The following is a 12635-nucleotide window of genomic DNA, read 5'->3' as shown; positions in this document are numbered from 1 at the left end:
TACTTTTTTATGGTAGTTTTTTAAATGCGGTTTTGGTATTGGATCCCCTTGAAGGTTTGATGTTCATTAATTTACCAACTGTATCTTATACTGCCAGGATCTAAAATTTCTAACCCAAATAATTAACCGGTATCCGTATACCATCCTAATCACCCAATTTGGATACATCATACAGTATTTTGGCTACAGGGAGTGCCTAAATCCTGCAGACCTTTGTTTTGTCACACTTAAAGTATAGAATAATGGCAAATACAATTTTTGTTACGGGAGCTTCTTCCGGCTTAGGTAAAGCAACAGCACACCTATTTCAATCCAAAGGCTGGCATGTGATTGCTACGATGCGGAATCCTGCACAGGAACAAGAACTAGCTCAATTGCAAAACATCACCTTATTGCCCCTGGATGTTACCAATGTGAAACAAATCAGTAGCACGGTAATCCAAGCTATTGCATTACATCAAATAGATGTAGTATTCAATAATGCCGGCTATGGGTTGATGGGAGCGATGGAAGCCTTAACCGAAGAACAGATTGAACATCAGATCAACACCAACTTAATGGGGGTACTCTGGGTGACCAAAGCCTTTATTCCCTATTTCAGAGAAAAACAAGGAGGTCTGTTTATCAGTACAACCTCTATGGGGGGATTGCTGGCTTTTCCGCTGCATTCAATATATCATGCTGCCAAATTTGCTATAGAAGGCTGGTCGGAAAGTATGTCTTTTGAATTAGGCTTGCATAACATCAGAATAAAAACCATTGCACCTGGAGCGATCGCTACGGATTTTACCGGAAGATCGCTGGCTAAAGCGAACCACCCTGAATACCAATCACTGGAAGATAAACTATTTGCCAATGTGGAGGCTATGATGGCCCAAGCTGCTAGCCCTGAACAAATAGCAGCGTTGGTTTATGAAGCTGTTACCGATGGCAAGGATCAGGTAAGGTATGTGGCAGGCCCAGACGCAAACGCTATCTACAATAAACGCCTGGATATAGGGTCAGAAGCTTTTAGAAAAGAAATCAGAGATCAGTTTCTCCAATTAAATAGTAGAGAATGACAGCTGTGGTTCATTGAAGAAAACCGATGATCTACGAAGTTTTCAACTGAAAGCCTTTCAAATATTTGAAATCAAAAATGAAATTGACTGCCCATAAAAGGCAATTTACTTTATGATGAATATGCTATTCAAAATATTAGGGGTTATTTTGCTTATTGTGGGCTTAATCCTGGTACACCGCCCCGGGTTGGTAAGCCCTCATCCCATACCAACAGATCCTTATCAGGTGATAGAAAAGAGAGTCAGATGGGGATTTGTGATTGGATTGGGACTGTTGTTACTATTCCATCACAGCTGGACTCCCTGGGGATTGACAGTATCTGCTCTGCTGATCGCTTTGACCACAGGCATTATCATAACCAGATTACTTGGAATGCTCTGGGATGGATTCTATGTAAAGCAGCTATTGTGGTTAGCCATTGAATTAGGGGCTTTACTTATCTTCGGGTTTTTGTATGGGAAACTGAAAACGTAGAAAAATCATAGGGTATGCAAATGATAAACTCCATATCGCAGTTTCATCAATTATTATCGCTACCGGATCCGGTGCATCCGTTGTTGAGCGTTGTTCATCTTGACAAGGTTAAGTTCACAGACGCTCCTGTCTGGAAACAGTTTTTTGTGGATTTTTACACGGTTTCGGTGAAAAGGGATGTGAAAGCGAAGGTGAAATACGGCCAGCAGTACTACGACTTTGACAGGGGAGTTATGAGTTTTACTGCTCCAAAACAAATGCAGTCACTAGAAGTGATCGATGTTCCTTTCAAAGAGCAGGTTTTCGGTAAAGGGTATGCCTTGTTAATTCACCAGGATTTTCTAGGTACTCACCCAATTGTTTCGACTATAAAAAAGTACGGGTTCTTTTCCTACGGTATTAATGAGGCCTTGCACTTATCAGGAAAGGAGGAGGAAGACATTATCGATATTTTCAAAAAAATAGAGCTGGAATCCCAAAGAATAGACCAGCATACCCAGAACATTATACTTGCGCAAATAGACCTATTGCTCAATTATTGCAATCGCTTCTATGGGAGGCAATTTATCACCCGGAAAGGCGTCAATGATGATTTGCTGATGAAAATGGAGGAACTGTTAGTGAGATATTTTGAAAACAAGGAAAGCTTACAAACCGGACTGCCGACCGTCGAGTATTTGGCAAATACATTGAACCTGTCTCCCCATTACTTAAGCGATATGCTTCGGTCACTCACCGGGCAGAGTGCCCAGCAGCATATCCATGAAAAACTGATTGGAAAAGCGAAAGAATACCTAGCGACAACTGGTTTATCCGTGGCTGAAATTGCCTTTCAACTGGGTTTTGAACATCCGCAATCATTTAATAAACTATTCAAAGCCAAAACGGATTCAACCCCACTGGAGTATAGAAAGTCTTTCCATTAAGCCCTGAAATTTTTTTTGACACTTGCTTTCTGAGCGGGTTCTTTTCCTGATTTGGCTACAAATGCTCTGGATTTGGTTACAAATGCAGCGCAGGATAGGCTGAACTTTGATGCATCATTTAAACCATATAAATTATGCAATCACAAGAAAGAGAAACCAATGATTCATCATCTCCTGGGAGAAATCTCATAGCCCTGGTTACCGGAGCTAACAAAGGGATAGGATTGCAGATCGCCAAAGCACTTGCTGAAAATGGATATATCGTATATGTAGGTTCGCGTAACCTGAAGAACGGACTGGAAGCAGCAACAGAAATAGGGGCTAATGCTCAAGCTATACAGTTGGATGTGACTGATAAAAGTAGCCTAACCAAAGCTGGGTCAAAAATTCAGAGTGACTTTGGCAGACTTGATCTTTTGGTGAATAACGCCGCAATATCCAACACAGGACTCCGAGATAGAAACCTTCTTGAAGCTCTTGCAGATCAACGGGCAAGTGTCGCATCGCTTGAGGAGGTTCGGGCTGTTTGGGAAACGAATGTATTTGGAGTACTTGCAGTTTCTCAAGCTTTTCTTCCTCTTCTGAAATGTTCCGCCTCAGCCCGCATTGTAAATGTATCGAGCGCATTGGGCTCGCTCACGCTGAATATGGATACCTCTAATCCTCATCGACAGATGTTTGATGTGGTTTATGGGGCATCTAAAACTGCACTCAATGGATTGACAGTGTCGCTTGCAATAGAATTAGAGAGTTTGGGGATCAAAGTAAATGCTGTCAGTCCAGGCTTCGCATCTACAGCACTCAACAATTTTGAGGGAACAGAAAGCGTTGAAGAAGGTTCACGTGAACCTGTACGTGTTGTACTTGAGGAGGATGGTCCTTCGGGGATATTCACCGGTCCAGGAGGAGTCATTATTCCATGGTAATAGGAATAGCAAACCAATAAGGGCACAGAGACCTTATTGGTTTGTTTAATATTCATGCCATGAATTCGAGCATGACTTAAAAGTCACACAACTTGTCCCGAACTTGCTTCAGGAGAGGCATGATTATCGGTGAGGCGAGATTCTCACGAATCAACCCTGCCTGTTGACAGCCAGGATCGGGACAGGGTATCTGACCATAAAAAATCAAATTATAAACAGATGAAGAAGGAAAATACTGTTTTTAAGTTTAGATCTATCTCCGAAATGCATTTGGCATTTGGCTTACCAAAGCCAATGCATCCGCTGGTGAGTCTGACTCATTTTGATCAAAATAATCCTTTTAATCCGGACAAAGTGGTTCTTTATGATGTGCTGGATTTCTACAAAATAGCTTTTATAGAGCAGCATGGAGGAAGACTCAGGTATGGAAGGAGTTATTATGATTTTGCAGAAGGCAGCATGATTTTTTTGGCTCCCAATCAATTGGTGGGGACTGCCGAATACCATGTTGAAACCTATTCGTACATATTACTGATCCATCCGGACTTTTTTCTTGGTTACCCCGTGGCAACAAAAATAAAGCAATACGGTTTTTTTTCGTATTCGGTAAATGAGGCTTTGCATTTGTCGGAAAAGGAAAAAGAAACCATTCTTGCTGTATTCCGAATTATCGAGGATGAACTGAACAGCCGTATTGATGAGTTGAGTCAGGATGTGGTAGTTGCCCAGCTTGAGCTGCTGCTGAGTTATGCCAACCGTTTTTATAAACGCCAATTTCTTACCCGAAAAGGCGTAAACAATGATCTTCTTCAAAAAACTGAAACCATTCTGGATGAATATTTCAATACACAACAATCCTTACAGCAGGGGATTCCTACTGTACATTATCTTTCGGGACAGTTAAATATTTCAGCGGATTACCTAAGCGACATGTTACGTTCGCTGATTGGGAAAAATGCCCAGCAGTTCATTCATTTCAAACTGATAGAAAAAGCTAAAGAGCGACTTTCTACCACCAGTTTCACCATTAGCGAAATCGCCTATGAGTTAGGCTTTGAACACCCGCAATCTTTCAGTAAACTTTTTAAAGCGAAGACCAAGATTTCTCCTTTGGAGTTTAGAAAGTCTTTCCACTAAGCATCGGATGAAGCCAAAGGACATGAATATTCCACAATAGCCATCCCCGGCAATAAGTCAAATAAATGTATCATCTGAAGGCCGAAATGACAATACTACTACAACAATGACCAATCTGACTACTTTTCACAATTCCGGTATACCGAATTTTACGGCAACAAAAAATTCAATTGATGGAAAATATACAAGGAAAAGTAGTTGCTATTACAGGCGCAAGCAGTGGCATTGGTAAAGCCATAGCTATTGAACTGGCAAAAAATGGGGTAAAAGTAGTGTTAGGTGCAAGAGACACTGGAAAGATGGAAAAGATTGTTGTGCAAATCACCCGTAACAGCGGGGACGCTGTTTTTACCAAGATTGACGTGCGCAATAAAGCTGATCTGGTGCAATTGGTATCTTTGGCTGTTACCAACTATGGGAGGCTAGATGTTATCATCAACAATGCAGGCATTGCTTACCTCAGCAGAATTGATGAACTGGATGTTGAGGGCTGGGACGAAATGATTGACATCAATGTGAAAGGTGCGTTGTATGGAATGGCAGCATCCATCCCTGTTTTTAAGCAGCAACAATCAGGTCATATAATCAATATCATTTCCACCTCAGGCATTCAAATCACTCCCACCCAAGGCATTTATGCAGGCACCAAAAATGCAATTCGTACCATAGCGGAAGCATTCCGGCAGGAATCAGACGATACTATCCGAATTACGGGCATTTCACCGGGGTATATCAAAACAGATTTTGCTGTAAAAAGCGTAAAATCAACAACGATGAAAACAAACGGTGGAACAAATGGCCATCAAGCCGGAAGCTATCGCCCATGCCGTGCTATATGCCATCAGCCAGCCAAAGGAGGTAGAAATTGGTGATATTGTTATTCGTCCTGCCAAACAAAACTAATTACCTTGTAACACCAAAAAATGAAGCGAAAATCAGACATACAAACTATAGCAAGCATACCACAGCTGATGCGGGAACTCAGATTACCCGCACCAGTACATCCGTTGATTGCGTTGGTAGACTATGACAAGGTTCCTGTTGAGATGCTGGCAAAAGATCAAAAAATCACCATTGATTTTTACAAAATCTCTTTTAAACCGCGTTTTCGTGGACAAACTAAATACGGACAGGCTTATTACGATTTTGAGGAAGGTGGACTGGCTTTTTTAAAACCGAAGCAAGTAGTTTTTACCCCTGAAGAGGCTGATGATTATACAGGTTTTGCCTTGTATTTTCACCCCGATTTTATTCGGCATTATCCTTTGGGAAATGCTATAAATCACTATGGTTTTTTTTCTTATCAAGTTTCCGAAGCACTGTTTTTATCAGCCAGGGAAAAGGAAGAAATCACCAATTTATTAAATGCCATAGCTCAGGAATTGGATAAGCAGCTTGATCATTTCAGCCAGGATATTCTAGTGTCACACATTGAGTTGTTGCTAAATTACAGCAAGCGTTTTTACCATCGCCAGTTTCTCACCAGAAAATCTGTCAATCATGGGATAATTACTTCTTTGGAGCTGTTACTGGACAACTACTTCAATGAAGACACCGGACTGAAAAATGGCCTGCCATCGGTGCAGCATATCAGTGCGCAGTTGCGCTTATCACAACGTTATATGAGTGACATGCTGAAATCCCTGACAGGGATGAATACGCAGCAATACATACAGCATATGCTGATCGAAAAAGTGAAAGAAAAACTATCTTCCACCAATTTGTCTGTTAGTGATATTGCGTATGGGTTGGGATTTGAACATCCACAATCCTTCAGCAAGCTGTTCAAAGCAAAGACCAAACAATCGCCACTGGAGTTTAGGGTGTCATTTAACTGATCCAGACTCCGGAGTCTACCTTACACATCTTTGTTTATTGGTTAAATCTAGCTCTGAGCCTTTACGCTGAGAGGATAAAGGATTCGAAACTATTTGACTTGGGTAGTGAAATCTCTGATTAGCAGTGGAAATAAACTTACTGCACGGCACTTTTTGCCAAATGACAAATACATGTGGTTTGCTGACTTTGCCGAATGGAAAATTTCATTGCATACTTGTTACAGTTTGGGAATCTGAACATACATCAAATTGACCCCAACCACAAAATCAATTTCAAGAGAAAGCGAAGGATTTTTGGTTCTTTTCATACCTCTGCAAAGGGATGAACATGAAAGATATTCTCTATTTGAAATGGGAACAGGTTAAACCGAACCATCTTGAGTTTGTAAGGGAAAAAACTAAGAATACTACAGATGAGGTCATTGTCATTCGTGTACCTCTAACAGATTTTTCCAAAGGGGTAATTGAAAAATACTCCAATAATCAGAGGGCTAAGAATGACTATATATTTCCTGTCCTTAACCATTCAATGAACGAGGAAGAAAAATTCAAAGGCAAGAGATAGAAAAGATTGCCACACCCCAGGACTACGAACAATCTTTACATACACCGACAAGGACACAATTCATTTGTTGGACAGTATATTTTTCAGGAACAGAAAATTCAACACGTGTTGGAAGACATTCAATAGTCTCACATTTTGTGCAGCGGAAATGAAAATGATTTCCCGGAACAGGTACATCATCACATGTTGTACAGACAGCAAAGTACTGCTTTCCATCATCGGCAACTATCCTATGGACTATTTCATCTTCGCAGAATCGGTTTAAAATCCTGTAAATAGTAGCCCTATCAGCATTAACATCCATTTGCTTTACAATAGCATCTTGGCTCATTGCCTTTCTTTTGCTTGTCAAAACTGTCAGAACAGCCTCTTGTGCCGCAGTATTTCTACGTTTTATCATCATACAAAATTAGTCAAAAAATAGTAATGCGACAAAATTGCAATAATTTATTGCGACATTGTTGCATTAATATAATCTTTGCTTACATTTGCCAAAAGATTATGCAGCAATGAAGGGAAGAAAAGTTACAGCTCTAGGTGGCTCAGCATTGGATACACTTGTTTTGCATTTTCTATTTACTGCACTTACAAAATATAATCGTATGACAGATAAAAATGATTTTGATGTTATCATCATAGGCGGAAGCAATGCAGGACTTTCCGCAGCTATGGCTTTGGGGCGTTCTCTGCGTAATGTTTTAATCATTGACGGTGGACATCCGTGTAATATACAAACACCACATTCGCAACTATTTAACACAAGACGGAAAAACACCCCAAGAAATTTCTGCGCTTGCTAGGCGGCAAGTCGAAAATTATGAGACCGTAAAATTTTACGAAGGTCTTGCCGTCAGTGGAATTAAAACGGCAAATGGATTTGAAGTAACAACAGATGCAGAATACAAATTCACAGCAAGCAAACTGATAGTTGCAACAGGTATTAAAGACATAATGTCCGACATCAAGGGATTTTCCGAATGTTGGGGGATTTCAGTTATTCATTGTCCTTACTGCCACGGCTACGAATTTCGTTATCAAAAAACAGCGATTTTGGCTAATGGCTCCAGAGCTATTCACCTTGCATCTTTGGTCAATAACCTGAGCAGCAAACTTGCGATTTTAACATCAGGAAATCCAGATTTTGATAATGAACAAATTGTCAAACTTCAAAAAAATAAAATAGAAATTATTGAACCCGGAATAACAGAAATAGTGCACGAGAAAGGACAAGTTAAAAATGTGATTTTTAAAGATGATTCTGTAAAAGTCTTTGATGCTATATATGCTACAATTCCTTTTGTTCAGAATTCGGATATACCTGTAAAATTAGGATGTGAGTTATCAGAGGAAGGGTTTATAAAAGTAAATGCTTTCCAACAAACAAGCGTATCAGGAATTTATGCTTGTGGAGATAACACAACATTTATACGTTCAGTTGCAAATGCAGTAGCTGCAGGGAATTTTGCAGGAGCAATGGTAAATAAAGAGTTATGCGATGAACATTTTTAAGCAGTAAAAATAGAATTAGTATGGTAGAAGTTTTCATTACAAATATCCAAGAGCCCGTTCAGGCAGAAAAAATTTTAGTGTTTCTTGAAAACATATTTCCTGAATTGAAAATAAATTTTGATTTGGATGACTGTCATAAAATCCTTCGAGTTGAAGGAGCTAAAATTAATCAAGACAGTATTATCTCAATCGTAAAAAAGTCAGGATATATCTGCGAGATTTTGGAAGACAAGATTTGCAATAAGAACAATTAATATTATGACAGAATTTTGGGAAAAAGCATTTAAGGACAAACAAGAAATGTGGGGTTTATGCCCCGCAAAATCTACGGTATTGGTAAAGGATCTTTTTGTTGAAAACGAAGTAAAAACTATACTTATTCCAGGCATTGGTTATGGAAGAAACGCTCAAATTTTCAGAGACAATGGAATGACCGTAACAGGTATTGAAATTTCACAAACTGCAATTGATTTAGGCCAAAAACATTTTGGAAATGATTTGACAATTTATCACGGTTCGGTAACTGAAATGCCTTTCGACAATAATTTGTATGACGGGATATATTGCTACGGATTAATTTACTTGTTGAGCAAAAACGAAAGAGTAAAACTAATTCAAGACTGTTATAACCAACTAACGGAAAACGGATTGATGGTTTTTGCGGTAATTACTAAAGAAGCTAAAACATATGGGCAAGGAACTTACATTAGTAAGGACAGATTTGAAATGTTTGGTGGAGTAAAAATATTCTTTTACGATCGGGAAACAATTGAAGAAGAATTTGGTAATGCAGGACTATTTGAAATCATAGAAGTGGAAGAGGACTATCCTTTTAACCTAATAAAATGTGGCAAGAGGGTGTAAGATAAACTCTGTCTAGGACTTTGAATTTTAGTTAAAGTTTTTAAGATAGAGCAGTATGAAAGAAGAAGAATCAGCATTCAAGAAGAAAGTATTAAAACAGTTTTTATCAGGTGACAACCTATTCGGAAAGGATGGAGCCTTAGCGCCTCTACTGAAGGAATTTCTGGAAGAATCCCTGCAGGCAGAGATGGAAGAGCATCTCCGTGATGAAGACAAAGGATGGGCCTCGGGCAACAAGCGCAACGGGAAAGGCAGCAAAACAGTGAAGAGCAACGTGGGTGAAGTGACCATAGACACCCCGGAGGACCGTCACAGCAGCTTTGAGCCCAAGCTCATAGAGAAGCGCCAGCGTATTCTGGCAGACAACCTGGAAGACCAGATCATCGCCCTTTACGGGATGGGGAGCAGTATGCGGGATATATCAGCCCATATCCGGGAGATGTATGACACCGAGGTCTCCACCCAGGTGATCAGTGATATTACCGACCGGATCATCCCCAAGGTAAAGGAATGGCAGAACCGCCCGCTGGAGGAGGTTTACTGCATCGTATGGCTGGACGCCATGCACTTTAAGGTGCGGGAAGATGGCAAGATGAGGCACAAGGCCCTGTACAACGTGCTTGGGATCAACAAGTCCGGGAGAAAGGAAATCCTGGGGATGTACCTGTCTGAAAGCGAAGGGGCCAACTTCTGGTTACAGGTCCTCAGTGATCTGCAGCACCGGGGGGTAAAGGATATCCTGATCGCCTGTACGGATAACCTGACGGGCTTTCCAGAGGCAATCCAGTCTGTTTTCCCTAAGGCTGAGATCCAGCTCTGTATCGTCCACCAGATCCGCAACAGCCTGAAGTACTTTATCCAATCTTTCCCAAACCCATCAAATACTTTTTTAAAAACCGCGTCAACTCCTGTATGCTGCCCCCCACCTGGAAAACCCTTCATTTGGTTCCACTCAATATTTACATCGAACAATTGCCTAATGGCATCATAATCTTTCTTTTCAAAAGCATCATACATTGTTTTTATGGTTTCAATATTCTCCATTTCTCCCTGAACAATTACTGGTTTAACTTGTGAATACCCAAAGCTACTATTGGACAAATTAGGGAGCAAAATTTTATATGTAAAATGCTATTTTCATTAAATCATACCTCTGCTTTTTTCTTCCAATTCTTTTTTCAGTAAAGAAAATGGATTGTACCAAATCTCCCAACTTTTAGGACTGATCCAGCTTGGACCTGGAGGAGAAATGGGGGAAGAAATATCCTGTGGTGATCCGTTCATGGAACAGTAACTGGGAACGTCTCAGTGCCTATTTTGCCTATACCAAACCCATCAGAAAGATCATTTATACCACCAACGCGGTTGAAGGGTATCACCGGCAGGTGAGGAAAGTCACCAAAACAAAAGGGGCTTTCACAAGTGATATGGCGCTGCTGAAACTGGTGTATCTTGCTGCAAAGAGGATCGAACGGAAGTGGACGGCCCCGATCCATAACTGGGGGTTGACAGTCCAACAATTAGCCATTAGATTTGAGGGGAGGTTGGTGTTGGATGTTTAAAAATTAATCATTTAGTTCCCTTCCGTTGGGGTACCCCAACGGAAGGGATGGAGTTCAGCTAACACTCCCGCTTAAGAAGCTTGATTTTATCTTTTGGAGCTACGGGAAGCTGGTGCATAAGCTTGAGTCTAAAGCTGAGTTTAAACTTTTTTGAATTGAATACAATTATTCCCAATTGAAATCCAGAAATACTTTTGGGTGAACTTTTAAAATTTTAGCAAATCTTTCCAGTTCACTAATCCCAAAATTTGTTTCTCCTCTCAAAACTCTTCCAATTTGCCTATTGTCGTCAGCTTGGAATAATTCTGCAATTTCTTCCTGCGTTATCTCTTGTTCATCAGCAAGTTCCAAAATCTTGGAGCTGACCTTATCAATAAATGCTTGGTTTTTGTAATTTGGCTTTCTTCCCACATAACAATAGTCATGAAATAAGTAAATTTTTATTAGGACATATTTGTCCTTTTACAAGTTATTATTAACTTAGATGCGATTAGAGAAATCTAATCTGCAAACTTTCATATTGAACGCATTTGCACTTGTGAGTCTCGTCTTAGGAAACTGGTAATTTCAATTGAGGAACGGGATAAATAAGTGAGGATGCTCACGCCTTTGGCGTGGGCTACTTACTTGCTTGTTCCTCAGGTATACCAGTACCTCTAAGACAGCTTGTTTGAGTCCACGCCTCTTTTTGGCTTGTTCTCAACTTGGACTATCGTTATAACCCAAGTATCATGGAACAGATGGTGATTTTTTCTGGATTAAGTAGCTTCCCGGGACCAGTATTTCAGAAGAAGGATCTGTCTGAGCTTTTTTACATTGGGTCACATTGCTCATTACCTATTGCCTATTATTTATTACCAGAGGAGCACGGCATCGCCGCGGTAGATCGCCTGTATCCCCTGAAGCCCAAGAATCCTATATAAAGGGTTCGTTTTTTATCGCCGATAAAGGGGAGGTGCACATCCCTGAGCAGATCGGTTACTACACACTCAGGTCAGCAAGCTCACAGTAGCTGGTAGCGCTGACATCATTTTGTTCTTAGTTATAATTGCTGGTTGCACGGTTGGAGCAAGGTGGGATTACTTTGTCTGGTTTAGAGCCAAGAAGCTAGAGCCAAGAGTCAAGAATCGAGAGCCAAGAGTCAAGAAATTAGAGTCAAGAATCTAGCGTTCGTGATTCTACTTTCAGCTTTCAGACCTTCTACTGATATCATCGCGTACAGGTGCGATAGCGCTTCGATTGAATTCGGGCGTGACAAACATCGGTCACCCGACACCGGACACCGGACACCCAGTACCAAAACATCAAAAGCATGAAAAAATTAATACTTCTATGCTTCATGGGATTACTATGTCTTCCCATAAGCACAACCACAGCGCAAGTTGCTGATTCACCCGGGGCGGATTTTCTTCATAGATCTGGCCCCAGCGTCTCCTTTGGTTTGGGAGACACCCATCGGGGCGGGGAGACCCGCTCCGATACTCTGCCGGAGAATAGTGGTTTGGTTGATCACTCCGGGCAAGGGCAGAAGGGCGAAGGCTCTTCTGCTTCTAGGGATATTCAAGAGAATCCCATGTTGTTTTATCTACAGGTAAAGTCTGACATCCCACCCAATAACCTTCGCATCACCTTTTTGGAAGGTGTGATAGATACTGGTACAGCTATGCCCCGATTATATGAAGCTACTGAGCAATTCCAGCCAGGCAGTATGTGGGATGGAGGATTTGGTGCGGAATGGGCCAGGCTGCGCATTCCTTCAAAGCAGGCTGGGT

At 40.9% G+C, this 12635-nt stretch carries 14 protein-coding genes and 2 pseudogenes; 14 read left to right on the top strand and 2 right to left on the bottom strand.

Translation table 11 applies throughout. The features are described 5' to 3' along the window. Positions 1–242: 242 nt before the first annotated feature. The 8 genes from AS141_RS25615 to AS141_RS25580 all read left to right on the top strand — a co-directional run bounded on the left by AS141_RS25615 (position 243) and on the right by AS141_RS25580 (position 6928). A complete protein-coding gene (locus AS141_RS25615) occupies positions 243–1061 on the top strand; it encodes an SDR family oxidoreductase (protein WP_057940570.1) in 819 nt (272 codons plus the stop codon). A 121-nt stretch (positions 1062–1182) separates the two neighbouring features. After that, positions 1183–1536, top strand: coding sequence for a hypothetical protein (locus AS141_RS25610; protein WP_157243602.1), 354 nt, complete (start codon positions 1183–1185; stop codon positions 1534–1536). A gap of 14 nt (positions 1537–1550) precedes the next feature. After that, positions 1551–2462 (top strand): helix-turn-helix domain-containing protein, encoded by a 912-nt coding sequence (locus AS141_RS25605; RefSeq protein ID WP_057940568.1) that lies wholly within the window; start codon positions 1551–1553, stop codon positions 2460–2462. 134 nt (positions 2463–2596) lie between these two features. Next, positions 2597–3388 (top strand): SDR family NAD(P)-dependent oxidoreductase, encoded by a 792-nt coding sequence (locus tag AS141_RS25600; protein ID WP_057940567.1) that lies wholly within the window; start codon positions 2597–2599, stop codon positions 3386–3388. A 219-nt stretch (positions 3389–3607) separates the two neighbouring features. Then, complete coding sequence (locus AS141_RS25595) at positions 3608–4525, top strand: helix-turn-helix domain-containing protein (protein WP_057940566.1); 918 nt, start codon at positions 3608–3610, stop codon at positions 4523–4525. Positions 4526–4698: 173 nt separating this feature from the next. Further along, positions 4699–5397: an SDR family oxidoreductase gene (locus AS141_RS25590; RefSeq protein WP_232425005.1), complete on the top strand. Its 699-nt coding sequence runs from the start codon at positions 4699–4701 to the stop codon at positions 5395–5397. A 51-nt stretch (positions 5398–5448) separates the two neighbouring features. Next, complete coding sequence (locus AS141_RS25585) at positions 5449–6363, top strand: helix-turn-helix domain-containing protein (RefSeq protein ID WP_057940565.1); 915 nt, start codon at positions 5449–5451, stop codon at positions 6361–6363. Positions 6364–6691: 328 nt separating this feature from the next. Then, entirely contained in the window at positions 6692–6928 is a 237-nt protein-coding gene (locus AS141_RS25580) for a site-specific integrase (protein ID WP_057940564.1), read from the top strand. 22 nt (positions 6929–6950) lie between these two features. Here the strand turns inward: AS141_RS25580 and AS141_RS25575 are convergent, their stop codons facing one another. Then, on the bottom strand, positions 6951–7331 hold the full coding sequence (locus AS141_RS25575; RefSeq protein WP_198293628.1) for a Fur family transcriptional regulator: 381 nt from the start codon (positions 7329–7331) through the stop codon (positions 6951–6953). Between the two features lie 308 nt (positions 7332–7639). On the opposite strand from AS141_RS25575, the gene AS141_RS25570 reads away from it, so the two are divergent. The 5 genes and pseudogenes from AS141_RS25570 to AS141_RS25550 form a co-directional block, all read left to right on the top strand. Continuing rightward, positions 7640–8437, top strand: coding sequence for an NAD(P)/FAD-dependent oxidoreductase (locus AS141_RS25570; RefSeq protein WP_317043083.1), 798 nt, complete (start codon positions 7640–7642; stop codon positions 8435–8437). Between the two features lie 20 nt (positions 8438–8457). Then, positions 8458–8691, top strand: coding sequence for a hypothetical protein (locus AS141_RS25565; protein WP_057940563.1), 234 nt, complete (start codon positions 8458–8460; stop codon positions 8689–8691). Between the two features lie 4 nt (positions 8692–8695). Further along, on the top strand, positions 8696–9301 hold the full coding sequence (locus AS141_RS25560) for a class I SAM-dependent methyltransferase (RefSeq protein ID WP_057940562.1): 606 nt from the start codon (positions 8696–8698) through the stop codon (positions 9299–9301). A 55-nt stretch (positions 9302–9356) separates the two neighbouring features. Then, positions 9357–10154, top strand: a pseudogene (locus AS141_RS25555) (IS256 family transposase); the annotation flags it as partial. Between the two features lie 382 nt (positions 10155–10536). Further along, positions 10537–10863 (top strand): annotated as a pseudogene (locus AS141_RS25550) (transposase); the annotation flags it as partial. A 165-nt stretch (positions 10864–11028) separates the two neighbouring features. On the opposite strand, the gene AS141_RS25545 reads toward AS141_RS25550, so the two are convergent. Beyond that, a complete protein-coding gene (locus AS141_RS25545; RefSeq protein WP_157243601.1) occupies positions 11029–11214 on the bottom strand; it encodes a helix-turn-helix domain-containing protein in 186 nt (61 codons plus the stop codon). 961 nt (positions 11215–12175) lie between these two features. Between AS141_RS25545 and AS141_RS25535 the strand changes: the two genes are divergently transcribed. Further along, positions 12176–12635: hypothetical protein (locus AS141_RS25535; RefSeq protein WP_157243600.1), on the top strand; the 460-nt coding region annotated here is incomplete at its 3' end.

This window comes from Algoriphagus resistens (assembly GCF_001442615.1).
Taxonomy (GTDB): Bacteria; Bacteroidota; Bacteroidia; order Cytophagales; family Cyclobacteriaceae; genus Algoriphagus; species Algoriphagus resistens.
Note: the sequence above shows the minus strand (reverse complement) of the source record. Positions and strands in the feature narration are given on the sequence as shown.

What these genes read in the sequence shown, in the direction of transcription:
- AS141_RS25615 (WP_057940570.1), top strand. Translation starts at nt 243, where the DNA reads ATGGCAAATACAATTTTTGTTACGGGAGCTTCTTCCGGCTTAGGTAAA.
- AS141_RS25610 (WP_157243602.1), top strand. Translation starts at nt 1,183, where the DNA reads ATGCTATTCAAAATATTAGGGGTTATTTTGCTTATTGTGGGCTTAATC.
- AS141_RS25605 (WP_057940568.1), top strand. Translation starts at nt 1,551, where the DNA reads ATGCAAATGATAAACTCCATATCGCAGTTTCATCAATTATTATCGCTA.
- AS141_RS25600 (WP_057940567.1), top strand. Translation starts at nt 2,597, where the DNA reads ATGCAATCACAAGAAAGAGAAACCAATGATTCATCATCTCCTGGGAGA.
- AS141_RS25595 (WP_057940566.1), top strand. Translation starts at nt 3,608, where the DNA reads ATGAAGAAGGAAAATACTGTTTTTAAGTTTAGATCTATCTCCGAAATG.
- AS141_RS25590 (WP_232425005.1), top strand. Translation starts at nt 4,699, where the DNA reads ATGGAAAATATACAAGGAAAAGTAGTTGCTATTACAGGCGCAAGCAGT.
- AS141_RS25585 (WP_057940565.1), top strand. Translation starts at nt 5,449, where the DNA reads ATGAAGCGAAAATCAGACATACAAACTATAGCAAGCATACCACAGCTG.
- AS141_RS25580 (WP_057940564.1), top strand. Translation starts at nt 6,692, where the DNA reads ATGAAAGATATTCTCTATTTGAAATGGGAACAGGTTAAACCGAACCAT.
- AS141_RS25575 (WP_198293628.1), bottom strand. Translation starts at nt 7,331, where the DNA reads ATGATGATAAAACGTAGAAATACTGCGGCACAAGAGGCTGTTCTGACA.
- AS141_RS25565 (WP_057940563.1), top strand. Translation starts at nt 8,458, where the DNA reads ATGGTAGAAGTTTTCATTACAAATATCCAAGAGCCCGTTCAGGCAGAA.
- AS141_RS25560 (WP_057940562.1), top strand. Translation starts at nt 8,696, where the DNA reads ATGACAGAATTTTGGGAAAAAGCATTTAAGGACAAACAAGAAATGTGG.